Source organism: Streptomyces sp. NBC_01433, from assembly GCF_026340105.1.
GTDB lineage: Bacteria > Actinomycetota > Actinomycetes > Streptomycetales > Streptomycetaceae > Streptomyces.
In genome coordinates this window covers 450,293-474,062 of sequence record NZ_JAPEPM010000004.1, presented here as the reverse complement: position 1 = coordinate 474,062, position 23,770 = coordinate 450,293, and the positions used below count along the sequence as shown (strand labels likewise).

General features: G+C 70.8%; 22 protein-coding genes and 1 pseudogene. 7 read left to right on the top strand and 16 right to left on the bottom strand.

The features are described 5' to 3' along the window. Positions 1 to 219 precede the first annotated feature (219 nt). The 5 genes from OG413_RS41760 to OG413_RS41740 form a co-directional block, all read right to left on the bottom strand. Positions 220 to 1,842, bottom strand: coding sequence for a hypothetical protein (locus OG413_RS41760; protein WP_266814976.1), 1,623 nt, complete (start codon positions 1,840 to 1,842; stop codon positions 220 to 222). A 5-nt stretch (positions 1,843 to 1,847) separates the two neighbouring features. Beyond that, positions 1,848 to 2,930: a bifunctional DNA primase/polymerase gene (locus OG413_RS41755; RefSeq protein WP_266814964.1), complete on the bottom strand. Its 1,083-nt coding sequence runs from the start codon at positions 2,928 to 2,930 to the stop codon at positions 1,848 to 1,850. Between the two features lie 236 nt (positions 2,931 to 3,166). Then, complete coding sequence (locus tag OG413_RS41750; protein ID WP_266814962.1) at positions 3,167 to 3,532, bottom strand: helix-turn-helix domain-containing protein; 366 nt, start codon at positions 3,530 to 3,532, stop codon at positions 3,167 to 3,169. Between the two features lie 209 nt (positions 3,533 to 3,741). Further along, on the bottom strand, positions 3,742 to 4,035 hold the full coding sequence (locus tag OG413_RS41745) for a WhiB family transcriptional regulator (RefSeq protein WP_266814380.1): 294 nt from the start codon (positions 4,033 to 4,035) through the stop codon (positions 3,742 to 3,744). A 114-nt stretch (positions 4,036 to 4,149) separates the two neighbouring features. Continuing rightward, positions 4,150 to 5,313 carry a competence protein CoiA family protein gene (locus tag OG413_RS41740; protein WP_266814382.1) on the bottom strand — a complete coding sequence of 388 codons (1,164 nt, stop codon included), beginning with the start codon at positions 5,311 to 5,313 and terminating at the stop codon, positions 4,150 to 4,152. Between the two features lie 749 nt (positions 5,314 to 6,062). Here OG413_RS41740 and OG413_RS41735 point away from each other — a divergent pair. Next, positions 6,063 to 6,905 carry a hypothetical protein gene (locus tag OG413_RS41735; RefSeq protein ID WP_266814384.1) on the top strand — a complete coding sequence of 281 codons (843 nt, stop codon included), beginning with the start codon at positions 6,063 to 6,065 and terminating at the stop codon, positions 6,903 to 6,905. Here OG413_RS41735 and OG413_RS41730 read toward each other — a convergent pair. Next, positions 6,902 to 7,273: a hypothetical protein gene (locus OG413_RS41730; RefSeq protein WP_266814385.1), complete on the bottom strand. Its 372-nt coding sequence runs from the start codon at positions 7,271 to 7,273 to the stop codon at positions 6,902 to 6,904. The two genes, OG413_RS41735 and OG413_RS41730, sit on opposite strands and share 4 nt — an antisense overlap. A 500-nt stretch (positions 7,274 to 7,773) precedes the next feature. Here OG413_RS41730 and OG413_RS41725 point away from each other — a divergent pair, with 500 nt between their 5' ends. Then, a complete protein-coding gene (locus OG413_RS41725) occupies positions 7,774 to 7,950 on the top strand; it encodes a hypothetical protein (RefSeq protein ID WP_266814387.1) in 177 nt (58 codons plus the stop codon). A gap of 106 nt (positions 7,951 to 8,056) precedes the next feature. Here OG413_RS41725 and OG413_RS41720 read toward each other — a convergent pair whose 3' ends face one another. Next, the gene (locus OG413_RS41720; RefSeq protein ID WP_266814960.1) at positions 8,057 to 9,775 is read right to left on the bottom strand and encodes a collagen binding domain-containing protein; all 1,719 of its coding nucleotides are present in this window, start codon (positions 9,773 to 9,775) and stop codon (positions 8,057 to 8,059) included. A gap of 531 nt (positions 9,776 to 10,306) precedes the next feature. Between OG413_RS41720 and OG413_RS41715 the strand changes: the two genes are divergently transcribed. Then, positions 10,307 to 10,816 carry a hypothetical protein gene (locus OG413_RS41715; RefSeq protein ID WP_266814389.1) on the top strand — a complete coding sequence of 170 codons (510 nt, stop codon included), beginning with the start codon at positions 10,307 to 10,309 and terminating at the stop codon, positions 10,814 to 10,816. An 89-nt stretch (positions 10,817 to 10,905) separates the two neighbouring features. Here the strand turns inward: OG413_RS41715 and OG413_RS41710 are convergent, their stop codons facing one another. The 6 genes from OG413_RS41710 to OG413_RS41685 form a co-directional block, all read right to left on the bottom strand. Continuing rightward, complete coding sequence (locus tag OG413_RS41710; RefSeq protein ID WP_266814390.1) at positions 10,906 to 11,991, bottom strand: GNAT family N-acetyltransferase; 1,086 nt, start codon at positions 11,989 to 11,991, stop codon at positions 10,906 to 10,908. Between the two features lie 25 nt (positions 11,992 to 12,016). Continuing rightward, positions 12,017 to 13,342 (bottom strand): MFS transporter, encoded by a 1,326-nt coding sequence (locus OG413_RS41705; protein ID WP_266814391.1) that lies wholly within the window; start codon positions 13,340 to 13,342, stop codon positions 12,017 to 12,019. Between the two features lie 214 nt (positions 13,343 to 13,556). After that, positions 13,557 to 14,099, bottom strand: a complete 543-nt coding sequence (locus OG413_RS41700) for a hypothetical protein (RefSeq protein ID WP_266814392.1) — start codon at positions 14,097 to 14,099, stop codon at positions 13,557 to 13,559. Positions 14,100 to 14,280: 181 nt separating this feature from the next. Further along, positions 14,281 to 15,558, bottom strand: a complete 1,278-nt coding sequence (locus OG413_RS41695; RefSeq protein ID WP_266814394.1) for an MFS transporter — start codon at positions 15,556 to 15,558, stop codon at positions 14,281 to 14,283. 348 nt (positions 15,559 to 15,906) lie between these two features. Beyond that, positions 15,907 to 16,263 (bottom strand): SH3 domain-containing protein, encoded by a 357-nt coding sequence (locus OG413_RS41690; RefSeq protein ID WP_266814396.1) that lies wholly within the window; start codon positions 16,261 to 16,263, stop codon positions 15,907 to 15,909. 225 nt (positions 16,264 to 16,488) lie between these two features. Further along, complete coding sequence (locus tag OG413_RS41685; RefSeq protein WP_266814398.1) at positions 16,489 to 16,854, bottom strand: hypothetical protein; 366 nt, start codon at positions 16,852 to 16,854, stop codon at positions 16,489 to 16,491. A 399-nt stretch (positions 16,855 to 17,253) separates the two neighbouring features. Between OG413_RS41685 and OG413_RS41680 the strand changes: the two genes are divergently transcribed. Both OG413_RS41680 and OG413_RS41675 read left to right on the top strand, forming a co-directional pair. Beyond that, positions 17,254 to 18,426 (top strand): pyridoxal-dependent decarboxylase, encoded by a 1,173-nt coding sequence (locus tag OG413_RS41680; protein WP_266814400.1) that lies wholly within the window; start codon positions 17,254 to 17,256, stop codon positions 18,424 to 18,426. After that, positions 18,423 to 19,115, top strand: a complete 693-nt coding sequence (locus OG413_RS41675; protein ID WP_266814402.1) for an NUDIX hydrolase — start codon at positions 18,423 to 18,425, stop codon at positions 19,113 to 19,115. The genes OG413_RS41680 and OG413_RS41675 overlap by 4 nt, the downstream gene beginning before the upstream one ends. A gap of 1,201 nt (positions 19,116 to 20,316) precedes the next feature. Here OG413_RS41675 and OG413_RS41670 read toward each other — a convergent pair. The 3 genes and pseudogenes from OG413_RS41670 to OG413_RS41660 all read right to left on the bottom strand — a co-directional run. Further along, positions 20,317 to 20,630 (bottom strand): annotated as a pseudogene (locus OG413_RS41670) (RNA-guided endonuclease TnpB family protein); the annotation flags it as partial. Positions 20,631 to 20,687: 57 nt separating this feature from the next. Continuing rightward, positions 20,688 to 21,029, bottom strand: a complete 342-nt coding sequence (locus OG413_RS41665; RefSeq protein WP_266814404.1) for a hypothetical protein — start codon at positions 21,027 to 21,029, stop codon at positions 20,688 to 20,690. Continuing rightward, positions 21,026 to 22,759 carry a hypothetical protein gene (locus OG413_RS41660; RefSeq protein WP_266814406.1) on the bottom strand — a complete coding sequence of 578 codons (1,734 nt, stop codon included), beginning with the start codon at positions 22,757 to 22,759 and terminating at the stop codon, positions 21,026 to 21,028. The genes OG413_RS41665 and OG413_RS41660 overlap by 4 nt, the downstream gene beginning before the upstream one ends. 181 nt (positions 22,760 to 22,940) lie before the next feature. On the opposite strand from OG413_RS41660, the gene OG413_RS41655 reads away from it, so the two are divergent. Next, entirely contained in the window at positions 22,941 to 23,318 is a 378-nt protein-coding gene (locus tag OG413_RS41655) for a hypothetical protein (RefSeq protein WP_266814408.1), read from the top strand. Positions 23,319 to 23,359: 41 nt separating this feature from the next. Beyond that, the gene (locus OG413_RS41650; protein WP_266814410.1) at positions 23,360 to 23,749 is read left to right on the top strand and encodes a hypothetical protein; all 390 of its coding nucleotides are present in this window, start codon (positions 23,360 to 23,362) and stop codon (positions 23,747 to 23,749) included. The last annotated feature ends 21 nt before the right edge of the window (positions 23,750 to 23,770 follow it).

The following is a 23,770-nucleotide window of genomic DNA, read 5'->3' as shown; positions in this document are numbered from 1 at the left end:
TCTTCGAGGTAGTCGGCTACCTCGAAGATGCGGTTTCACCGGGCAGCACACACACGCGGTCAGGCTGCTGTCGCTTCGTCACGTCGGCAGCATGCCCACTCGCAGCAGGACATACCTGGCGGCATGCCTCACCCTGCCTGGCCGCGGCGCCGCGGCGCAGGACACAGGCCGCGGCCGTGCTGGGGTCCCGCGCACCACGGCGCGGGACCCCAGCACGAGTCAGCCGTTCATCGTGCCCGGCCCGGTGGAGATCTGCAGGGGACGGCCGCTCTTGGTACGCGGCAACTTGCGGACGTCGACCCCGCGGCGGCGCAGCGCGGGGGCTGCGCGTTGCAGGCGGGCGGACAGGACGGCCGGGGTCCTGGGCCAGTCTTTCTCCTTGTCGGTGTTGGGCGGCACCTTAAGCTCGGTGAGGAGTTGGGCCGCCTGGCCTTCCCATGTCCAGGGCGAGAGCTGGCTGGTGGCCCAGCGCAGGACGGAGGTGGCCACCGGGTCGCCTTCGATGACGTCGTCGACGAGGTCCTCCTGTGCACCGGTGTAGGTGTCCAGGGTGTGCCAGCCGGTGACCTCGTCCAGTGCCCAGAGCATCTCGGCCCAGTCGGCCATGCGCGGGCGCTCAGCGAGCTTGTCGGCAGCCTCCGGGATCTTGGCCCACACCAGGGCGGCCAGGTCGAGCAGCCCTCCGAGGATCTCGGGGTGGGATTCGTTGTACGCCTCCCACAGACGGCGCTCGGTGCGCCGGTTCTTCCCGGTGATGGGTTCGAGCTGGATGGGAAGCATCCGCTCGGCCAAGTCGCCCTGCAGGACGCCGATTTCGATGCTGGTCAGCAGCACCGGACGCTGGTAGATCAGGATCACCACGTCATCGTCGGAGTACAGTTCTCGCTTGGTCAGGGCGTCTCCGGTGACCGTGCGCGAGAGGAAGTCGCTGAGCCAGCCCGGCATGCCCGAGAGGTTGTCCAGCGCCAGACACCACCCGGCCGCTGTGGTCACCGCGAGGTCGTCCTCGCTCTTGGGCACGGACCGCAAGTGGGCCTTGGTGCCGTCGACCAGGCGCACCATCATCCGGCACAGGGTGCTCTTGCCCGTGCCCTGCTCGCCCAGGATCCCGGCGAGCGGGCGCGGCATGTCCGGGCGCAGCGCTGCCAGGCACCAGGCGACGACCATCGGGTAGGAGTCAGTGCTCACCGGCAGGATTCGGCGCAGCAGTTCGACTCCGTGCTGCCAGCCGGCGGAAGACCGTTCGGGTACGGGCAGCTCGTGTACCAGACGGCTGCGCCGCCACAGCGGGCCCTCGCCGTGCTGGGGAATGAGCACTGCCCAGCTGCCGCGTTCGATGCACACCGAGAGTCCGTCACTGCGGCCCAGGTCGAGCCAGGTCGTCCACCGGTCGACCTGGTCGGCTGCGACCCGCAGGTGTACGTCCTGGGTCTCGCTGTCCATCGCCATCGCCTCCAGCGCGGCGATCGCGTCAGCGATGCTGCCTTGGGCGGGGGTGCGTCCGGTGCTCTGGACGTACTCGCGGATCAGGCACTGGCGCAGGGATCCGGTGCCTCCGCCCCCGCCCTTGGAGCGGATGGGCCGGGCGATGGGGCCGCCGTCGATCTGTACGGCGTAGATGGTCTGATCGCTGCGGACGAAGCGGAATCCGGTCTCGCCGATCGTCCGCAGGATGTCGGCCTGCCGGGGGCGGCCGGTGTCGGATTCGCGTTCCTCTCTCTGCGGCAGGTGCGCGGTCAGCGAGGCCGCGGTCTGGGCGGCACTGGGGTAGGCGGCGGGCTCGGAGCGCTGGTGTCCCTCGCGTTCGGGGCTGGGGGCAGGCACGGTGCGCTGGGTGGTCATCTCGCTCACGTCGGGGCCCCGATCCGTCGCGGCACCCGGGAGCCGGCCTCGAGAGCCCGGCGGATCGTGGACTGGGCTTTGGTCTCGCTCGGGTCCACGCCGGCGGCCTGGGCCGCCTCGGTGAGGGCCTGGTGCACGTCGTCGCGGTTCACCAGTCCGGCCCCGACCAGTTGTCCGAGGCTGAACGCGCTCTGGTTGAGCTGGTCGTTGCGGCCGCTGCGGCATGCGGCGACGGCTTCGAGTTCCTTTCGTACGGCGGCGGCGACGTAACCGCGTCCGGCCGCGAAGTCCGGGAGGTTCAGGGGGGCGAGCGGCCGGCGCAGGGGGGCACGGTGCTTGAGCCCGGCCCGCGCGAGGTCGTTGGCGAGCCAGCGCGGCAGCGGCGCAGGCTTGCGGCAGGGTCCCTCGGGCACATAGAGGCCGTCGCGGGTACAGGTGCCGGGGGCGACCGCGTAGGAGCGGTCGGCTCGGATGTCGACCTGCCAGCCCAGATGCCCGCGGCTGTCCATGCGCCACTGGCTGCCGTCCTCAACGGCGTACCACAAGTGGAGGCCGCCGGAGGGGGTACGGACGCTGAACGTCTCGGGCGACTCGGTCAGCCGCGGAGCCCGGCGCAGTGAGCACAGCAGGTCGAGTACGGCGAGCCCGGAGCAGATCGTGGCAGGGTCGAGGTCGTCGGGCAGGGAAAGGCCCGGCAAGATCTTCTCCGCCTCCGGCGGCGTCGACTGGTGCATGTCGAGATCGAGGATCAGCAGGTTGGAGGGCCCGGCGGCGACGCCGATCCCGTACTCAGGGTTCTCACCCCACCACTGGTCGATCAGGGCCAGGTCCGTGGTGGCGGCCCGCACACCGTGGCAGTGGCGGCCCGCTTCGATGCACCGGCACTCCTCGATCTCGTGCTGGATGTAGCGAGGGTTGGGTCGCTTGGCGATGGTCTCGCGACAGGACAGGCAGCTCGCCGGCGGGATCTTCAGGCCCGGGGCGAGCGGGTGGACGTACCAGCCCTGCTCGGCGCACCAGCGGGCGATGTGGCGGGGGGAGGCGCGGCCGGGGCCCCCGGGGTGGGGGGATTCGGTTCTGGCCAGCACAGTGTCCTTTTTCCGCCGTGTTGCGTGCTGCTCCACCCTCTCGCCCCGTACGCCGACATTCCGCAGGCGACGCCTCCCCAGTACAGTGGAGGACGCGCCCGGGGGAACCTGGGCCGGGGTGATGCAGGCGGAGCACAGCATCACGGCTAGTTCGGGAAGGCCCCGCGCGGCCTTTAGCGAGGGAGAGCGCGAGACCTTCTGGTGGCCCGGGACTACGGTCCCGGGCCGCTTCCATGTCATGCCGCGACCGGGGTCTTGGTCCTGGTGGTCGCGGTCAGGCCCTTGGGAGCGCGCAGCTGCACGATCCGCTTGGGGGGCAATGCGGCGAGAACGTCAGCGGTCCGCCGGGAGAACATCAGAGATGCCTCGATGCGCCAGTGCCTGGCCAGTCGCCCGAGCTCGGCCACCGACCATGGGGTGACCCCGCGCTGGCGACGACCGACCACAGCGACCGACAGGTCCAGGACCGTGCCGATGTCAGTGAAGGTCTCATCCGTCACTGCAAGAACTGCCTTGATGTTGTCGCGGACCCAGTCCTCGAGTTCCTCGACTGTGGGTGGCTCGTGGGGCGCACCCTTAGCCGGATGCGTGTCCTCGGGCATGACCCCTCCCGGGCTGATGGCCTCAAAACGTCCTGTCGCTATACTTCTCGTATAGCGTGGCTGACCATACATCACGGAAAGCTACTTTTTACGTATCGCACCCCTGTGCGTGTGACCTGGGCATTCGCTCAGTCCGCCGCCTGGTTGAGCGGCGCTCTACACGGCCGGCGAGCCGCAGGGGTCGACCATCTGCGCCGCCGAGCGACCGGTCAGCTCGTGCGCGGCTGTTCCTGCTCGCGACGGGCGCTCTCCAGGGCCTGCCGCCAGGAGGCGACGTTGGGTCTGCGGCGCAGCAGAGCCCGGCGCTCGCGCTCGGTCATGCCGCCCCACACGCCGAACTCGACGCGGTTGTCGAGCGCTTCCGCCAGGCACTCGGTCCGTACCGGGCAGCCCGTACAGACCGCCTTGGCCCGGTTCTGCCGGGTGCTGTCCGCGAACAGCTCGTCCGGGTCAGCGCTGCGGCAGGCCGCATCCTCGTGCCAGTAGGCCCTCGCACTGATCATGGCTTCCCTCCCCCGTCGCGGTTCGGCGACAGCACCGAGCCTATTGCGCAGGTCACGGCCACTGCGGCGCGGGACGCAGCGGCCCGTCGCGGCAGGAGGTGAGCGGTGGCCTGGTCATGCCCTGCGCCACCAGCGCTGCCACCACGGCACCTTGGCGGGCAACGGTGGATTGGACTGCTCAAACAGAAACGGGTACTGCTCAGTCAGCGGCATCTTCTGCCGGGCCTCGGCGGCAGCCTGTTCCTGCTCGTTCTTCTTGCGCGCAGCCTCCTCCCGCTTCTCGAACTCAGCGTGCTCGGCGGCGGCCCGGGCCGCCGCCTCGTGTTTCCTGGCCTGCTCGTCGCCCAGTAGCCGCTGAGTTTCGTCATGATGCACAAGCCGGGACGGGGTGATCAGTTCACGGGTATCCAGGTTCACATGGCACTGTTCCAGCGCATCGGCGGCAATGTGGCAGGCCGGGAAGCTCTTGTTCGGCGGAAGGTCGTAGGCGGTGGATTCCAGGCGGTGTTCGCCGGGCCGGGCGGGCGCGGGGTGGAAGCGGGCCGTCGGGGTCCCGACCGTCTGAGTAGTCGGATCGAGCCACAGCGGGACCACTCCCTCACGCAGCATCTTCTGGCGCAGCCCGCCGAGCTGGACGGTGGCCACCCAGCCGGGATCGCTCCAGGCGAGTTCCCGGCGCCGGCGCTGTCGGGCATTTGCGGGTTTCCAGTGGGGGCCGTGGTGTGCGAACAGCCAGATGTCGATCACTCCGGCCTCGCGGTAGAAGGAGTGGCGGGCCATCCAGTCGGTGCCCTTGAGTTCGGAGTACTGGACCTCGAAGGCCACCTTGGCCGTGCCGTCCGGGGATACGGCCAACACGTCGGGGCGCCGCCAGCCGTCCGGCAGGGTGATGGGGGCGTCATCGATGTGCAGGGTCCAGTCCGCGAAGTGCGGGTGGGATTGGACCCATCGGTACAGGACGTCCTTCGCGCTCAGGTGCCACAGCGTCTCCGGGCCGGTTCCGTGTTCGTGGCTGCCTCCCCCCTTGGGGTGGGCGAAGTGATGGCGCCGGTCACCACCAGCGACGACCTTGCCGAACCGGCCGCAGCCGGGTATCGGGCACAGCAGCATGCCCTTGGCCAGGTGTTCTCGCCAGGTCACGCCCGGTTCCATCTCCTCATCGCCGTGCTTGTCCGGCAGGTAGCGCAGTTGCCCTGTCATCCCGTCGATCGCCAGGACCTGGGCCTTTTCCTGAGCGAAGGCCCGCGACCGGCGCGAGATCGACGGCTGGGCATTCATACGGCCCGCTCGCCGCATCGCCGCGTACTGCCCCGTCTGTCTGTGCCCATGGCCATGCCTCTCCGCCATCCGCTGAACGTCAACACCACTGTCACCGCCGCGAGGTGGTGGGTGCTGCGACGTGGATTCTTCGTTCCGCAGGGCGGGCCGGTAAGGCCCTTCGGCTGTTCACCGGGTCGCGCGGCACGGGACGTCCGGGATCGCGACACGCGGCGACGTCAGGGCACGGCCAGGTGGCCTCCGCGCACGTCCCGCGCACCTTGTCGGACCAGGAGTGGGAGGCCGCGCTGCACTCACTGGGCTGCCAAGGCAGCCGACCACCTGGATGCCCGCCGAGGTAGTGCTGACTCGCACTTCCGTGCTCGAGAAGTTCTTGCTCCGGTGTCCCCAGCTACAGGCTCTACGCGGCCCTTCCTCGGCACATGGTGAGACGGCTGACGGACGTCTCGTGAGAAACCCCAGCGCAGCGAAGCGAGAGTCAGCACAGTTCGCCTCCGGCTCGGCGAGCGCCGTCTCCTTCGCGCCCTTCGGGGCGCGACACCACTACGGAATCTCATCGATCGGTCACCGGATGCCTTCGCTGTCGCCCCCTTCTACGCTACCGCCGCCGTCTCACAGGCGGTCGTGGAGGCCGCGCCGAGAGCGGTCTCCACGGTGCCCGCAAGGGTGGTGATCAACGAGAGAGCAACCATCGGACCGGTTCGGTGAGTAGCATCCGGCAGCAACAACCAGGTACAAGGAGCGTTGCCGTGGCCGACGAGCCCGAGAAGACCCCCATCCAGAACAAGTACGCCCAGCAATACGCCAATGACCTCGCGGCCAACCGCAAGGAGCAGGGCGACATCACCACGCAGATCACTGGTCTCCAGGAGCGCCTTGAACAACTCAAGGTGGAGGAAAGCTGGTTGGGCCAAGCGCAGGGGAGTTTGCCCGGGACGGCCGCCCTGAACGAGTCCGAGGCCGCCGCTGCGGTAGCCGAGGAGCCGCCGGCGGCCAAGGCCGAGCAGCCGGAGATCTCCGCACCGGCCGCTGCTGTCACCGATGCACCCACGACCGTTCCCCAGCCGCGGCAGGACCAGTCGGTGAAGGTGGCCAAGCAACCCGCGAAGAAGTCGGCAGCCAAGAAGACCCCGGCGAAGAAGGTGGCGGCCAAGAAGACCCCGGCGAAGAAGGTGGCGGCCAAGGAGGCGACGACGGCGAAGAAGGCCGCCGCGAAGAAGTCGGTGGCCGATCAGGCTCCGGCGCCGGAGGCCGCCACCACGGAGGCGCCGGCGGATAAGGCAGCGGGCGAGGAGAAGTCGGGGCCGCCGCTGTGGCAGCTCATTCTGGACATCCTCCTCAAGACCCCCGGCCAGCCGTGCATGGCCCGTGAGGTCACCGATCAGCTCGCGCAGGAACACCCCAAGCGGGCAACGACCATTCAGACGGTGCGCAACAACCTGGAGGGCCTCGTCAAGAAGAACCGTGCAGAGAAGTCGCGCCAGCAAGGGAACGCGATGTACATCGCGCACGCCGATGCGGACGTCACCGCGGGCGGCGAGGGCGAGCAGGCTCCCGAGGCGGCGGCCGAGAAGGTTCCGGCGGAGGTCTAGCGTCCGCTGCGGCCCGCCCGGGCACTCGCGGCGGCCCGTCGGGCCGTGCGCCGCAGGTGCCCGGGCAGCAGTATGCCGCCGACGAGGAGTTGAAGGGCCGCCAGCGCGTAGCCGAACGGGTAGTCCTCCCCCAGGCCCCAGCTCAGGATGCCCGCGACACCCCCGGCTCCCAGCCAGGCGATGGCCGCGCACGGCAGACCGGCCCGCACTCTGGCCGTCCCGTAGGCGGCGACGGCTCCCAGGCTCAGCCCGGCGGCCAGGACACTCAGCACGGCGCGGGCGCCCAGGAGAGCGGCGGCGAGTACGCAGGCCACCGCACCGACGGTGAGCGCGGTCCACGGGGGCATTGCGGGGGTGGGTCGGGTCACGGTCTCTCCGGGGAGTACGGGGCACCGAGCCAACCACGCCTCGGCCCGACAGTGCAATGAGATGCCCGGCCCGCCCGGCGGGCCGTTGCCCCTTCCCGAGTGCACCCCAGGCGGGGGCTGGCCCGCACCCCGGTGCCCGCCCTGCGGGACGCCGCTGGCGGCGTGCTGGTGGGGCGTTGAAGGATCAGACCCAGCCCGCATCCGGCGGGCGGCGGCTCAAGGAGGTTCTGGGGTGGGGCGTTGGTGTGGCTGGCCGTCTGTGCCGCGGTGATGGCAGTGGTGGGAACCCGGGCCTGGGCGGTGTGGCAGCGGGGGCCGGACGTGCCGTGGGCGAAGCGGTGGGAGGCCGAGGGGGCTGCCCGTGGAGTCGCGGATGTGGGCCCCGCGCACCGTGTGGATCGTCTGGGTCGTGGGCGGGTGCCTGCTGGGCGACCGGTGGCCTGGCAGCGTGAGTAACGCAGATCCGGCTCGGTCCCGCCGCTGCGCGTCCCGAGGAGCTCGTGGAGCAGGCGCAGAAGCTGTCCGCCTCAGCGGCCATTGTGATGAGTACCGCCCTGGTGGTGTCGGTGGTGTGCGGTGGTGTGCACGCTCTGGCCCGGCGGCGGCGCCGGGATGCGGAATGCGCTCTGGCCCTGGACGCCGGGCAGGAGCTCACGGCTTCTGCGGACTGCGGATGACCGGCAGCGCAGTCTCGTGCCGGGCCGGGCCTCACCCTGCGCAAGGCGGGCGGAGTCAGTCCGGGCCGGACGGGGGTGCGCGGGGCCCGCCCGTCCGGCCCGGCGGTCACTGGCTGTCAGATGTGTTCGTGTGGCGCCGGCGGCGGGATCCGGCCCAGACCGCGCCGCCTCCGGCCGCTACCAGGACGCCGACCGCGCCGATGAGCCAGGTGGTGCTGCCCGCGCCGGTGTGGGCGAGCTGCGCGGTGGGCGCGGGCGGCTGGTGGGTGGCGGGTGAGGGCGGTGCGGTGGTGGGCGGGCTGGTGGGGGCGGGGGTCTTGGAGTCGGCGAGGGTGATGGTGACCTGGGCACCCGGGGTAGCGGTGAAGCGCTGGGGCGCGGCGTCGGCCTGGTATCCGGCGGGGGCGGTGGTTTCGCTCGCCCAGTACGAGGTGCCGTTCTTGAGCGTCACGTCGAGCTTGAGTTTGGCTGTGCCGTCCTTGCCGGTGGTCAGCCGGGCGAGCTCCTTGCCCCTGGTGTGCTTGCCCGAGGCGTCGAGGGTGTCGGCGTTGATCGTGATGACCGCGCCGGGCAGGGGCTTCCCGGTGGCCTTGTCGGTCTTCTTCAGCAGCAGGTCGCCCTGCTTGAACGGGTCGACGATGGTGATCGGGTTGGCGGCCGCAGTCTTGCCTTCGGTGATGGTGATGTTCTGGTCCGGCACGCGTTCGTGCAGGCGGCTGCCGGTGTCGGTCTCGCGCAGCCGGTAGGTGCCCGGTGCAAGGTCGTCGAAGGCGAGGGTGCCGTCGGCGCCGGTTTTTCCCTCGGCGACGACTCGGCCGTCGTCGGGGTCGGTGAGCTGGAAGGCGGCGCCGACCAGACGGTCGCCGCCCGGGTCCTTCTTGTGGATGGTCACGCCCCCGGGGGCTGCGGTGACCTTGATGGCGGCGTCCGCACTCGCGGTGGTGGTGTCCCCGGCCAGCAGCATCCGCTGCGCCTTGCTGTCGCGAGGCGTGAGGATCTTCAGCTGGGTGCCGGGCAGGCCCGCGGCGGTGGCGTGGACGGTGGTGGTGCCCTTGGTGTCGGCGGTGAAGTCCCAGTTGGCGGTGCCGTCCTGGCCGGTGGTGACCTGGCCGCGCTCGCCCTCCTTGCCGGACTCGGCGAGCGCGATCTTCACCCCGGGCACCTTGGCGCCCGAGAGCTGGGCGGTAGCCGAGACGGTGACCGTCACCTTCTTCCCGGCCGGTGTCTCGGTCACCTTCGGGGTGAGGGTCAGCCGGTAGGGGCCCGCGTACTTCTTCGCCTCGCTCAGGTAGCCGAGCGCAAGGGTCCGGGCGGACGGGGAGACCCCGGGATAGGCCAGGCGCTGCTTGCCGCGGGCGCCGTCGATGCCGTAGGTGCCGCCGGCCAGCCATTCGTATACGGCGGCATCGACCGCGGCGGCCTGGGGCGCGTTGCGGGTCTGGCCGTACTTGCCCACGACGTAGGAGGCGTAGGCGAGATGGGTGTCGGGGACGGGACGGCCGGTGACCGAGGAGGTCCAGTGCTCGACGGTGGTCGGGCCGGTGTAGCCGTCCGCCGCGTCGGGGCCCTTGCGAGACGGATCGGCGCAGAACGTCTCGTAGTTGCCGTACACCGTCATGCCGGGTGGTCCGTACGCGCCGATGTGGGAGCTGGCGGCGTGGCCGTCGCTGTCGGGGATCGCATATCCCGGTCCGAATTTGTCGTGGTTGTCCGCCGAGCCCGGGGCCGCCGCGTGGGCGGGTGCCCAGGCGAGGGTGCCGGCCGCCGCGGCGGCGATAGTGATGGCGGCCAGGCGCGCCGAGGCGCGGACGAGAGGTGCCTGCATGACGGGGTTGGTCTCCTTGGTCAGGATGGGCGGGCCCGGATACGGCAGCGCCCGCCCGGGATGAATGGATAAGGAGGCCCGGGCGGGCGCTTGGGTGGGAGTGCGCCGTATTAGTACGGGCGCGCCGCGAGCGGGCGGGTGGCGAGGTCCTCGTCAGGCCGGGCGGAGACGAGCGGGCGGAAGGCGGCGAGCGGACGGGACTTGAGCGGGCGCTGGTTCATCGAAAGCTCCTCGGAGAAGGCGGTGAAGCGTCGGTTGGACAGAGGTGATCTCAGCAGGAGCAGCCCGGCACCGCCAGGGATAAAAGGGATGAACTCCACTAATTCCTTTGGGTGGGATACGAGTTCATGCGGCGGTCGAGAGTGCGGGACGAATCTCCTCCTACGTCGTGGTCCCGGTCCGTCCGGCGGACTGCCTACCGGGCGGCCGAAGGGTGACGGCTGTCACGTCCGGTGTGCTCCGGTGGAGCCGACAGCAGGCTCCCTTTCGGCCAGGCTCAGTTGACGACACAGCAACGAAGGGAAGACCCGGATGCCTGTACTGCGCCAGCTCACCGCTTGCTCCGCGCCCGCCACGCACGTGGTCGAGTCGCGCTGCCGGAAGAAGGGACGTGCCCTGGAGTACCGGGTGGAGGTGTGCGAGCGCCACCGGTGGATTGCCGGGCACTGGCCCGGCCGGCGCACGAGGCGGGAGCCGGGCGGGCAGTGCGGGACGATGGCCGATCACCGGGCCTACACGCAGGTGGTGCAGTCGCACGTCGACATGTGGATCGGGCCGCTGACCACCCAGGACCTGGAGAGGCACGGCGGGGATGCCGCTGCCGCGCTGCGGGCCGCCCATCAGTGGCTGCAGGACGCGTACGGCGACTGCTCGACAGCGCGAGGCGATATCTGGCACGCCGTGGCGGCCGCGCTCGGCCACGCAGCATGGTTGGCCGAGGCGGTCGCCGCCGGGCTGGTCGACGCGGCGGAGGGTGAGCAGCAGGTACTGGCGGCGCTCAGCTCTGCCGAGACGATCGACAGCACGGCCCGCGGGGTGTAACAGCGCGCCTCGCACCATCGCCAGGACCGAACGCGTACCGAAGGACTGCCCTCACAGTGCAGGCCACCGATGCTGGGGGCACAGAGTCTTCAATGGCCCCAGGCCCGCATCGCGTGCTCCTGGAGGCCGGTGTGCATCGCCTGCAGTCGGCCGGCGGCGGCGGGGTCCGGCTGCGTGAGATAGATGGCGGAGGTGAGCGGGATCGTGCCGAACCCGAGGCGGGACTTGTATTCGTAGTTGCCGCGGCCCGCGTCGAGGACCTGGGTGCCGGTGGCAACGGCATACGCGATGCTCTCGGCCATCAGCCAGCCGTAGGTGTGCAGAACGGCCTTCCGGTCTTGGTCGATGGCGGCCGCCCAGAGATACAGCACGCCGTTGTGCCGGAAGCACAGGAGTCCGCCGGCCAGGCCGTCGTCGTGCTCGGCCAGCAGCGCGACCGCTCCGGGTGCGTGCATGAGCGGGGTGAGCATGTCGAGGCCGTACAGGGCCGGACCGTGCTGCTGGGACGTGGCACAGGCCTGGGCGACGAAATCAGGCAGCGCGTCGCGCATGGCCGTGCCGGGCGCGATCCGCAGTCGCAGGCCTGCCTCCGTGCCGCGGCGGTGCTGGCGCCGGAAGTCCGAACGGCACTTGCTGCTGCTGAAGTTGGCGACGAACTTCTCCAGCGAGGAGGCGACGGGGGCCCGGTGTGCCCAGTAGAGGCAGACCTGCGCGTCGGGCGGACGTATCGCTGTCCACTGCTCCAGGTCTGCAGGCGGCAGGTTGGGCACCACGAGCGCGGGTGCGCCCCACTCCCGGGCAAGTTCCATGCCTCGGTCGACGGCCTCGGCCAGGACCAGAGGGGACGCGCCGGGCAGGCCTCCGTACTCGCCGTAGATGCTCGGGGCATACAGCACGGGCTCCTGCCAGACCGGTTCAGGCAGTCCCGCGTCGCCCTCCACCGCCGTCCACATGGGGCTGGATTCGATGAGCTGGTACGACAGGCGGTAGCGGCGTGAGCCGTCGTACAGAGCGAGGTGCCGGCTGGCGAGCACCGGCTCGGAACTGATGCTCTGCCAGGCGTGCGCCCAGGCACGGGAGTGGTAGGGAGTGGCGGCCGGTTCCTCACCGGGCAGGGTGTTGATGGTGGAGTGCCAGGAGGACTGCCCGGTGGGGCGGGCGGGGGCGGTGGTCATGACGGGAATCTCCAGGACGAGCGGGTCAGGAAACGGGGTGCGACAGAGGGGCGGGCGCGTCGGGCGCGTGGCTTCGCAGTGCGGCGTGGAGCGGCAGGCACAGGGCGGCGCCGAGAGCGCCGGCGAGGAACGTCGTCACCGCGACGAGGACGTCGCCGCCAGTGTTGAGGGCCCAGGCGGTCAGGACCGGGGCGGTGATGACCGACAGGGCCAGGGTGGTTCCCCACAGCCCCGCGTAACGGCCCCGCGCGTGCGGGGGTGCGATGCGGTTGACGATGTCGGTCGCGCCGACGAACAGCAGGATCTCCCCGGGGACCGCCGCCGCCACGCACAGGCTGAACCCGAGGGTGCTGGTGGCGAGACCCGCTGCTCCCATGCCCGCGCCGAGGAAGAGGGAACTCGCGGCCACCACCCCGGTCATGGGACGGCCCGAGGAGGCGCGTCGGCCGAGCCAGGGAGTCACCAGCGGCGACAAGAAGAGAACTGCGGCCGCGTTGGCGGCCTGTGTCCAGCCGTACGCAGTGGCGTCCAGGTGGTGAGCCGTCATGAGCATCGGCAGCGCGGTGAACATCCCGCTCGCGCAGGTGAGGGCACACCAGCTGGCCAGGGACACCAGCCACAGCCGTCCGTCCTTCAGTGCCTGACGGTAGCCGCCGCGTTCGACGGTCCCGGGAGTATGGCCCGGGCGCAGGAACCGCCAAGCCGCGATGCCGAACACCGCACAGGCGACCGCATTGATCCAGAACAGCAGGGGCAGACCTGCCTGGCCGGCGAGCAGGCCGCCCAGCGAACCAGTCAGGGCCGCCCCGACATTGACAGCAAAGTGCCGCCATCCGTTGACAACTGCGCGGCCCCCCTCGCTGGGGACGAGGTCCGCAATCAGCGCGGAGACAATCGGCCTGGAGGCGTCGTACACCACCCCGGCGAGGAACGACGTGGTCAGCAGGGCGAGGGGCGAGCGGACCTCCCCCAGCACCGGCAGGATGACAGCGGCGGCCAGCATGGTGCACACCAGAGTGGTGCGGCGCCCGAGCCGGTCGGCGAGCCAGCCGAACAGCACCTGTCCGGTGAGCCAGCCGCCCCCGAAAGCGGCCAGCACCCACGCGACGAGCGAGGCCGAGAAACCGAGCGAGGACAGGCGGTAGGAGAGGAACGGGTAGGCGAAGCCCGCTCCCCGTACGACGAGCGTGCCGCCCAGCAGGAGCCAGACCTCCATAGGCCAGCGCTTCACAGCACCTGCGGGCGGGGCGGTCGTCGCCGCGAGGGACTCGGATACTGGAGGCTCGTCGTGACGAGGATCCTGTGTCTGTCCGGCGGGACGGGTGCCCTCGGTGAGAGGTGTGTGGGTCACGGTGGCTCCGGGGTGTGCGGCAACAGGTCAGGGTCGGTTGTCCGGCCCGAGGCACTTCCCCGGGCCGGACCCGCGACCGGAGGCGGATGCGGGCGCTCGCCCGTGATTCAGGGAGCGGAAATCCAGGTGGACGCCGCTACGGCATCCGGAGCGCGCCCTCCGGGAGGGACGCGGGATCTCGCAAATCAGCGGCCCTGGGCCCTCTTGGCAGCATCTACACGGCCGGGGAGGCGCTGAAGAGAATGGGGGCCTTGTAGTCCTTGCCGTCGCCCGACCAGTCCAGCTGGATGTAGCCGTCGGCGAGGTAGCTGGCGCTGGTGGCCTTGGTCTTGATCGTTCCCGTCTTGTACGAGCCGTTGCCCGTGGCGCTGCTGTTTTCGAGCGCGTTCTCAAGGCCGGTGTAGTTGGCGTACTTCACGACAGGGTCGGTGCCGCTGGTGCTCTTCTTGGTCTGGAGGTGGAAGCGCGCCTTGTTGAAGGTGAAGTGGTTGTTCGTGCCGGAGGAGTAGGGGCCGTCCCAGTAGACCGTGGCCGTGGTGTAGATGTAGCCGCCGGACCGCTTGGCGCAGAGCTTGACGTCGAACGACCAGTTGTCGGAGTCGGGGCCGTTGTACGACGGGTCGTCGAACGTGGGGCTGCTGCTGGTCTTGCAGTGGTAGCTCGTTGCCGCCGAGGCCGTGGTGGCGGTGGCGAGCGTGGTGCCGGCAACGGCAACGGCGGCGAGCAGGGTGAGGGCGGTGCGCTTGAACGCGGGCATGCGGATGCTTCCTCCAGGTCAACGAGGCGCGGCGGGCCCTTGTGGCCATGCCGGTGACTGGGAGCCTGCAGGCCCGAGGGGACTTCATCGCCGCGTGCAGCCGGGGCGTGCCGGGGTCTGGCTCGGCGATCGTGGTCGGCGTGCCGGGAGGCGGGAGCGGGCGCCGGTGGGCTGCTTCGGCTCACACGGCTGTAGCTGCCGGGGCGGGCGCCGGGCGAGCCGAGAGCAGGAGCGCGCACAGGGCGGCGGCCATCAGCGGGACGGCGAAGTGACCGTCGAGGGGGCCGGCCAGGGCGGTGCCGCCGGCCAGGCCGAGGCGGATCGCGCTGGACATCCAGCCGACCGTCTCGGTCGATGTGCCCGGCGGGGCGACTGAGGTGAGGGTCAGGCTGGCCACGGTCAGCAGGGGCACGAACAAGGCACCCGGCAGCATCGCCAGCACAAGGATCGCGGGGGCCGGGAGCGGGGCGAGCAGGGGGAGCCATCCCGCCGTGAAAGCGGCGCCCAGCAGCATCAGATGACGAGACCTCGGGGCGGTGGCGGGCTGGAAGCGGGCGTACAGGACACCGCCGAGCAGCCCCGCCGCGGAGAACGCCGCGGGCAGCGCGCCCGCGAACCAGGAGGCGTCCTGCCGTTCGGCTACGGCGATCCCGGCGACGTCGAGGGCACCGATTGTGGCGCCGAGGAAGACCAGGGAGATCAGCAGGGGGCGCATGGCGGGCGGGCGCAGCACGCCGCGCCGGTCGGGGCGTCGGGGCGCGGCCCGCCATGTGCGGGCGGGGCGGGCTGTGGCGAAGGCGAGGGAGCCGGCCAGGGTGACGGCGGCCGCCAGGGCGAGGGCTGCGGCCGGGGAGAGCCAGGTGGCTATCGCGATGGACAGGGCGGGGCCGGTGACGTAGACGATCTGCTGGGTGGAGGAGTCCAGGGTGTAGGCGGTGCGAACGTGCGCGTCATCGGGCAGTACGGCGTGCCACAGCGATCGGAGACCGCCCTCCAGTGGCGGGCATCCGGCTCCGGCCAGGGCGACGCATATGGCGGTGAGCGGCAGGTGGGAGGTGCCTGTCAGGGCAAGGGTGCCCAGCGCGGCGGCGACCAGGGCGGCTCCCGTGTGGCAGGGCAGGGGCAGGCCTCGCAGGTCGGCCAGCCGTCCCAGCAGCGGCAGTCCCAGGGCCGGGGCGATGCCGTAGAGCGCGGCCAGGAGACTGGCGGTCGCCAGGGAGTGGCCGTCCGCCTGCGCTGCCAGGATCAGGGCCACGGGCACCATGCCCAGCGACAGGCGGCCGGTCACCGAGGAGACCAGCAGGCGGCTGCAATATCGGTGGCGCAGCACGTCGCGGAAGGTCGGAGGGGTGCGCGGGGGCGCCGGGTCGCCGGCCGGCGCGGCCAGAGGTGACGGCTGCGGCGCGGGGCCCGGCGCCGGGGTGGTGCGGGGGACGTCGCGGACCTGCGCCTGGGCCATCGCCTGCCTGCCTCTGCAAGGGGTGTTGGAGTGGGAGAGAAAGGGGTCGCCGCCCATGCACCGCGGCCCAGGGGGCAGGCGGCGGTCCACGGGCGGCGCGAGCGGCGAAGGGGGGGGCATCGGCCGCTGCGCCGAGTAGCCCAGCAGGCCGTGGAGGCGCTCTCAATGGCGCTTCCACGCTGGCGGGCGCCGGTATCGGCTTCTCCCGCCCGGTGATGCGGCAACCGGCCGGGGCGGTCCGTCAGGCGACGCCCACCGTTGCGTAGAGGATCTTCCTTCGGTGTCCGGCAGGCAGGTACCGGTGCCGTCGGCGCAACTGTGTTTGGTGCACGGGCGCGTGTGTCCGGATCAGCCGGCCAGGTTGACCAGGCCGTCGCTGCGCACCCACCCCTGGGTGCCCTTGCGGATCCCGGACTTCGAGCTGGTGATCTTGGCATAGTCCCAGCTGCCCTTGCTGCACATCACGGTGAGCTTGTCGCCGCGGTACAGGTACCCCAGGCTCTTGTAGCCCGTGGAGGGACCGGAGCGGTAGTTCCAGGCGTTCTTGCTCACGGTGGCACCAAAGTTGGACCAGTTGTGCGTGCACTGGCTGTTCTCGCCGACGGCGTAGGCGGACGGTGCGGTGGTGACGGTCAGGGCGGCTGCGGCTGCCACCGCCATGACGGCGGGGACAACGGCGGCGCGGGTCGCGATGCGGCGGATCATTGAGGAGCCTTTCGAGGAACGTGGCGCGGAAGTGGCGTGGCAGGGTCGATGCTGCGCGCCCGGGAGCAGTCGGTGACCGACTTGGCCGCCCGGCTCCCGCGGCCTGCGACGGCGAGCTGAGGTGCTGGCCCGCAGGGCGGGAACAGCCGTGCGGCCGGCTGCGCAAGGAGGCGCAGCCGGCCGCTTCGAGGTATCCCGGCCGGGACAACCACGGCGCTCTTGGCGCTACTTAGGGATCGGCGGGGTGGGCGCGGGCCAGGTGTTGTACGGGTTCGCGCACTGGTAGACGACGTATCCGCGGATCTTCTTGTGGTCCGACTTACGGGTGACCGTGCCGTTCACCCACCACGTCTTCGCTGAACGCTGGTACACCCACTGCTTGTAGGTGATCTTGTCGCCCTTGTAGGCGACGCCGACCGTCGTCGAGCCCGTGGAGTAGGACGCGTGCACCTTGACGGCCGAGCAGGAGATCGTGTCGGTTCCGGTGTCGGCGGCCTGCGCCGTCGAGGCGGTGGCGATGCCTCCCGTGGCAACGGCCAGACCCAGGGTGCCGGCCACGACGGCACGTTTGACGCGCTGGCGAACTATCACGCAGGACTCCTTGATGTGGGAGGAAATCGGGCCGGGCGGCCCGGGACTTGCCAGCGGGTCCGCCCGGCCCCGGCAGGGGTGCGCACCCTCGTGTCCGGACGTCACCGATCCTTGGGGCCCGGCGGCGATGATGGGGCCTGTCGGCGGCCGCGGTCCCACCTGCTGGCTCCGCGACTTGCCCCGCTCTCCCCGCAGGCGGAATCGGCCGGGAGGCGCCGGTGCCCGGCGTGGCGGCAGCGCCCGGGCCGTCCAGTCCGTGAGGCGGGAGGCGCAGCCGGGTTGTTCGCTGCATCCTCCCGCCCCACGGCGTGCCCGGCGGCCGGGGCGCCCGAGGCGGCCGCGGGCGGGCGTAGATGGGGTGGCACCTGTTGCTTGAGCGACCCGTATGGAGCCGATGACGTGAGCCCCCGCACCGCCCCGAACCTGCCCGATGAGGGCCTGGCCATCGGCTTCCAGCCGTCTCCGCCCGCGGCCGACACCCGCAAGCTGCATCGGCTGTACCGCGCCCTGGACCGTGACGAGCGGCCGTTCCTGAGCTTTCCGGGCCACCTTGGCCAGGTGATGGCAGAACTCGCCCCGCTGCTGGGCATGTTCGTCGATCAGAGGCGCGGCCCGTACTCCCCCACCGTGTTCGACACCGGCACCGGGGAGTACGAGAAGGCGGTGCTCACCTACTTCGCCGCGCTCGCCGGAGCCTCACCCCAGGAAGCCCACGGTTTCGTGACGGCCTCACCGCGCGAGGCGCTTCTGCACGGTCTGGTCATGGCCCGCCGCGGTTTGCCGGAGCCGTCGGTGTACGTCAGCGAGCAGGCCCACTTCGATGTCGTGCGGGCCTGCGAGCTGCTGGGGATGAACACGGTGCGCGTGAACGCGCTGCCCGACGACACGATGGATCCCGACGATCTGCTCCTTCAGACACGGATGCGGCGCGGGGCGGGGGCTCTGGTGGTGGCCACCTGTGGCACCCCCTTGCGCGGTGCCATCGACAACGTGGCCGAGCTGCGCGCTGCGGCCGCCGTGTCCGGACCGGTCCGTGTCCATGTCGATGCGAGCGCGGGCGGGCTGATGGCCGCGCACAGCAACCAGGTGCCGCCGTGGTCGCTCGCGCATGGGGCGCACTCCATCACCCTGTCCGGGCACCGGCTTCTGGGCCTGCCCGCCCCGGCGGGCATCTCACTGGTACGCCGCGAGCAGGACCCGTCTTCTGGGGCCCTGGGGATCCGAATGCCCGACCGCCTGGTGGTCGGCTCCCGCAGCGGGCTGAGTGCGCTGCTGCTGTGGACGCGGCTGCGTTCCCTGGGACGGGCCGGTGTGGCCGCCATGATCGCCCGGTGCCAGGACGCCGCCGCCTACGCGGTCGAGCAGTTCGAGGCCGCAGGAGCATCGCCGGAACGTTTCCCCGACTCCCTGACCATCACCTTCGACCGGCCCCCGAACTGGGTGGCTGACAAGTGGCGCCTTGAGTGCTTCGGGGACCTGGCGCGGATCAGCACCACCGGGCCCATGACGCACACCACCGTCGACGAGCTCGCCACCGACCTGTCCGCCGCCCGCCTGGGGGCTGTCGCATGACCCCCGCCGTGCCGCTGTCCCACTCCCTGCTCACCCTGCCCGCCGAAGTCGGTGATCTGATGGACCACACCCCCGAGTCCGCGTACGCGCACCTGCGCGACACACGCCCCACGTGGTTCCTCAGCCCGCCCGGCGACGGCACGATCGGCATCAGGTGCTGGCCGATGACCGAGGGCCAGGTCCTGCACCGCGACGAGGAGCGGGTGGTGCTCGAGGACCCGGTGGTCCTGCCCGACGGTCAGCACGCACGACGCCTGCGGCTGCTCACCGCACGGCCGGAGCCGCCGGTGGCCGTGCTCCCGCTACTCGACGGCGACGTCGTACTCGTCAACCGGTTCCGGCACGCGGCCCGCACCTGGCAGTGGGAGATCCTCAGGAGCGCAGGAGCCAAGGGCGTGGCCGACGCGGACAACGCGGCTGGGCAGCTGAAGGACCAACTCGGCACGAGTGCCTCGGAAATGATCGGCCTGGGCCAGGTCCACCTCGACCCGGCGATCCTGGCCGAGGCAGTGCTGCTGTACACCGCGCGCATTGACGCGGTGGACGACCTCGCGCACGGCCCCGACATCCGCAGGGTGCGCACCGTCGCCTTCGCTGAGGCGGAGCAGATGGCCCTGACCGGTCAGATCACCGACGCGGTGACCATCACCGCGCTGTTCCGGGCCCGCCTGGCCGGTGTGAGCAGATGAGGGGCCCGATGCCCAAACCTGCTCCGGCAAGCAGCGAGTCTTGGGAGTTCTTTACGGAGTCCTGCCAGGCGTCGGCGGACGGTTTGCCGCGTGCCGCCGTTGAGAGTCCCACCCACCATTTGTTGGCCTTTGGCGGAAGCCGGTGTGGCCCCTGGCACGGCGTCTGCCGGTACCGGTGAACGCGTCTCCTGAGCGTGTAGCCGGGCAGTTGGACACCTCCCCCATCGACAACGACGACTTCCACGTAGCCGTCCACGCGGACTTCCTCTCCAGCCACCCGGATCCCGGCAACCTTCTGTCCTCAGGCGAGACGGACGGGGTGTGGTGCACGGCCTACTTACCCGATGACGTGTGGTGGCACTCGGCAGCGATTCACGAAAGCGCGCACGCGACATTGGCGTGGATGCTCGGCCTGTCCGTCCAGCACCTCGCTCTCGCCCAGGACCGGGCCCAACTCGAAGGCGGCGGGGCGTGGGTGGATGGACCTGCCGATGCCCAGTACTACACCGTCGAGAAACTCGGCCCGGCCATCGCGCAGGCCGACTGGTTGACCAGCCGCGGTTACATCCATCCAGAATTGCGCCGCTGCGTGGAGAAGCTGTCGGGCTCAGGTGACCAGGCCATCGTGGACGGATTCGCTGACCAGGGATTCGTCGTGGACCGAACCCAAGCGCTCGGGGATGCCCGCGAGCTTCTGACGCATCCCCGGGCACAGGCGGCCCTGCACGCCTTGGCCGAACTGCTCCTTGAGGAACGGGGCCTGGACGGCCGACAGATCGCGCGGGTCTTCCATAGCCACCGGCTCGAGCCACGCCCGCACACACGCGTGTGGCGTCCCGGACGCCGGCTGGCCTTGATCGCCGCCCCGACTTCGCCGGTATCTACCCAGCGCACCGAACCTCCCCGGCCTGCCGTACAGGCGCATCAGGAGGAGCCTGAGGTGCCACTGGATCGGCTGCTTGCCCTGGCTAAGCGCATCGATGCTGAATCCCAATCCCGGCAAAGCATTACCCGGACACTGCAGGAGTCCGACAGCACACACGGGACGACGGCCGCTCAGACCCACGCGGAACACCTGCTCAACCATGCACAGCACCAGGGCAGGCAGCCGCAGTGGTGACCGATCGGGTCCCGTCCTCGAGCGGACATCCCGAGCGTGACTCCTTCCCATCATGAATGCATGAATCCAGCATTGCGGCGTCTTTGCCCCGTGACGGGGGTTGGGCACGAAGTCGCCGCTGGAGTCGGCGAGGAAGTTGGCTATGCCCAGGTCGATGCCGGCCACGCGGCCGGTCGCGGGCAGCGGCGCGGGGGCGTCCAACTCAGCGGTGAGGATGACGTACCAGCGGCGGCCCTCGCGCTTCACCGAGATCGTCTTGACCTTGCCAACGACCGGCCGTTGCTGGTGGACCTTGATGTGGCCGATGCCCTGGAGGCTGACACGGGTGACGGGGTCGTGCGGGTGGCATCCCAGCGGCAACCGTCGCCGTCCTTGGGGAAGTCCACGGTGTCGAACCGCTTGGGCGACCGGACACTGATGCCCTGATCCGGCCAACCACCGCCCCCGTGCCTCTACGGGATCGTCGTGGAGTGCTCGTCACGTTCGGCGCCCGGTCGCCGGCTCAGGCAGTCGGCCGCGATGACCAGCGGCATAAGCAAGACCACCGCCACCAGGCCTACGGCCGCGGCCAGACGGACCACGGCTCCCAGCAGCCCGACCAGAACAGTTGCCAGCGGCCACCCCCCGGCCGCCGAGCACAGTGCTATGTAGAGGAGTCCGTGCCCGGCAACGAGGGCGCCGCCGCACACGAGCATGGCCATGGCTGCCATGGCGAGGTGGGGCAGACCGCGCCGGGTGAGCGGTCTGGCCGCGCGCAGCAGCACGGAGATCACGGTACTCAGAGCCCAGTTCACCGGTTCATTCCAGGGGTGGTGGAGCTGGCGGCCAGGGCCTGGGTGTGGGCCTCGTCGTGGGCGGCGGGCTCTGCCGGGTCGGAAGCGTCCGGGGAGGCGGGGCGCGCCATGGCCTCCTGCAGGCGGGCGCGGATGTGCTCCTCGTCGAGGGGAACAACGGCGGCCGCGGTGTGCTCTAGTGCGTCGCGGGTGCGGGTCAGCAGGTCGGTCTCGGTACCGGTGGTGGCCCGGCGGCGGGCGGGCACCGGCTGCTGGAGCTGGTAGTGGAGCTGGCCTTCCAGCACCTGAGCCGCTCGCTCCAGGGTGCCGAAGGCTTCGATGACGCGGCGCTGGGTCTGCGCGGCCGCGACCGGGACGAGTGCCTCGGGCAGGTCGCGAGGGGCCGCGGCGGGGAAGGACAGGCGGCCGAGCGCGTCGTGCATGAGGTGCAGTTGACCCTCGCGTGCGGCCAGGTAGGAGGTCTCGGCGTGCAGCAGTTCCGGGTCGGCGAAGTAGTCAGTGCTGTCCTCGGCCGTGGTCGCGGCGCGCTGCGCGCTCAGATCCTCGACGGCGTCCTGCGCGGTGGCCGAGCTCTGCCGCCAGGCGGCGGCCGGGCCGCTGGTGGCCAGGGGGCGGGCCGGGACCGGAAAGGCGTCCTGAAGCTGCCGCGCCTCCTGCAGGCGCCCCGCGTGCGCGGCCGCGGTGTAGGCACGGACGGTCTCGCGGGCCTGCGCCAGGTGCGCGGTGCGCGGTGCGTCGAGGGCGGGGACGGCGACACCCAGCAGGGCGCCGTCGGATCGCCGGTCGCGCAGGTAGTCGGTGATGTCCGGCTCGAGGACAGCCCGCAATTGCTGGGCGGGCGCATCCCGCAGGGAGATCTGGTCGAGCAGCCAGTCGGCCATCTCCGCGAGCGCGGGGACGTCGGCGGACAGGGATTCCACGACGCGCCAGTCCTCGATCAACTCGGTGCGGGGGCGGTAGACGCGCTCCAGCCGGTCGAGGAGGTCGACGATCTTCAGCCCGGTACTGACCACCAAGTCCGCGGTGGCCTGGTCCTGTTCGCCGTCGCGCTCCAGGGCCTGGGCGAGTACGGAGGGCGGAGGATAGCTGGCCAGGGCGCGCATGTGACAGGTCCAGGCGGCGGCCGCGGCGATCCACCCGAGTTCGAGACCCTGCGGCGCTTCGGCGTTGCGCCGGTAGAACCAGCTGGCCAGAAGGTCGGTGAGCCGGGCCTCATCGTGGGACGGGTCGTGCATCAGCTGGGCGGCCAGTTCGCCGGGGGTGTGCTCGCTCAGGCCGCCGGGATCGGCGGTGATGATGGCCAGGTGCCGTACTCCGTCGTCCAGGCGGAGCCAGCGGCGCAGTGTCTCCTGCCGGCCGTGGGTGACCTCCTGCCGCGCGATGCGCGTGAGGTCGGCACCCAGGCGGGCGATCCCGGTCTCCCCCACCCGGGGTGTCTCGGCCTCTGTCCAACCGGTCGGCTCGCTCCCCTCGGTCACCCATGCCAGGGCGTATGCGTCCTCTCCCCGCTCGGTCAGCCAGGTACGGAAATCGTCGGGGAGGGGAGTGTGCTGCTCGCTCATCGAGGGGACCTTCTGCTCGGCGGTGGCGCCGCGCAGTCCGTGGACGGCGGCTGGCGGCAGCTTGCCCGGACCGAGGATGCCTGCTGGCCTGCTCGCCTGGAGGGTTTCGTCAGGCGGGAGGCGGCAGCCAAGCATCAGCAGCAGCGTCCCGCGAGACGGGACGGGCATGGTGAAAGGGGCCGACGCGGAACGGCTCGGCGCCGTGTCGCGGGGATCCGGCGAAGGAGTTGCTTGTGCAGGTGCCACAGCCGTTTCCGGAGAGGCGGGTCCGGTACACGAGAGGAGAGAGGTTTCGGGGTGTGCTTGAGTAGTTGCAGTTGCACGGGATGCTTCAGCCAGGGGAGATGGCATGTTCGAGGACTGCACCGCTGCCGAGTTGGCCAACGCCCTGGACAGTGTGCGACACGGGTCGCCCGAGAACACCGGCATCCTCTCTCTGCTCGACCAGGCGACGCTCCGCTGGGCCATGCGGCACCCCGAACTCGTCCCCCGACAGCAGGCATTCGCCCAGGCCCGGCAGGCACAGTGGCCTCGCACCCGCAGCGAGACGACCTGGCAAACCGTCGTGGCCAGCGCGAGCAAGCTGGCCACGGCCCTGCGCGAACACGGCGATGCCGAGCTCCGCCTGTGCCAGGAGCGGACCGGCTGGGGCACCTGCCACCTGCCGCTCCCGAAGGACGGGCCGTGCCGATCCGCCGCTGAGCACCTGCCGGCCCCGGCTCACTGACCGGCCGTTGCCTGCCCGGCTGTTGCTCGTTGAACGCAGATGTGACTGTCCTTTTGCACCACCCCGTACAGGATCCGGCCGCTGTCGAGCAGCTGAGCGCGGCCCTGCGGGAGCTCGCCGAGCAAGATCCCGAGCGTGCGTACGGGCTTATCGAAGACCTGGTCTTGAAGATGGTCACCGAACTTCCCGACGCGACGGGAGCCTTCGGCAGGATCGAGCTGCGGGACTACGGGCGGGCGCACACCCTGCTGGACGATGCCGGAATTCTGATCAAGCAGGCAGCCGGTGTTCTCCTGGGACTCCCCGTTGCCGGGCGGAGGGCTGAGCGGGAGATGGTGGCCCAGGCCCTTGCCGCGCCGGACAGGGATCCGGCCGACCGTGCGGAACATCGCATCCACGTGTGGACGAGGCCCAGGGACGTGTCCGCGTAGTCGGGGCGGGAGCTGGTTTAT

Coding starts and splice junctions, on each gene's coding strand:
- OG413_RS41760 (WP_266814976.1), bottom strand. CDS start 1,842: ATGACCACCCAGCGCACCGTGCCTGCCCCCAGCCCCGAACGCGAGGGA.
- OG413_RS41750 (WP_266814962.1), bottom strand. CDS start 3,532: ATGCCCGAGGACACGCATCCGGCTAAGGGTGCGCCCCACGAGCCACCC.
- OG413_RS41745 (WP_266814380.1), bottom strand. CDS start 4,035: ATGATCAGTGCGAGGGCCTACTGGCACGAGGATGCGGCCTGCCGCAGC.
- OG413_RS41740 (WP_266814382.1), bottom strand. CDS start 5,313: ATGAATGCCCAGCCGTCGATCTCGCGCCGGTCGCGGGCCTTCGCTCAG.
- OG413_RS41720 (WP_266814960.1), bottom strand. CDS start 9,775: ATGCAGGCACCTCTCGTCCGCGCCTCGGCGCGCCTGGCCGCCATCACT.
- OG413_RS41715 (WP_266814389.1), top strand. CDS start 10,307: ATGCCTGTACTGCGCCAGCTCACCGCTTGCTCCGCGCCCGCCACGCAC.
- OG413_RS41710 (WP_266814390.1), bottom strand. CDS start 11,991: ATGACCACCGCCCCCGCCCGCCCCACCGGGCAGTCCTCCTGGCACTCC.
- OG413_RS41700 (WP_266814392.1), bottom strand. CDS start 14,099: ATGCCCGCGTTCAAGCGCACCGCCCTCACCCTGCTCGCCGCCGTTGCC.
- OG413_RS41695 (WP_266814394.1), bottom strand. CDS start 15,558: ATGGCCCAGGCGCAGGTCCGCGACGTCCCCCGCACCACCCCGGCGCCG.
- OG413_RS41690 (WP_266814396.1), bottom strand. CDS start 16,263: ATGATCCGCCGCATCGCGACCCGCGCCGCCGTTGTCCCCGCCGTCATG.
- OG413_RS41675 (WP_266814402.1), top strand. CDS start 18,423: ATGACCCCCGCCGTGCCGCTGTCCCACTCCCTGCTCACCCTGCCCGCC.
- OG413_RS41660 (WP_266814406.1), bottom strand. CDS start 22,759: ATGCCCGTCCCGTCTCGCGGGACGCTGCTGCTGATGCTTGGCTGCCGC.
- OG413_RS41655 (WP_266814408.1), top strand. CDS start 22,941: ATGTTCGAGGACTGCACCGCTGCCGAGTTGGCCAACGCCCTGGACAGT.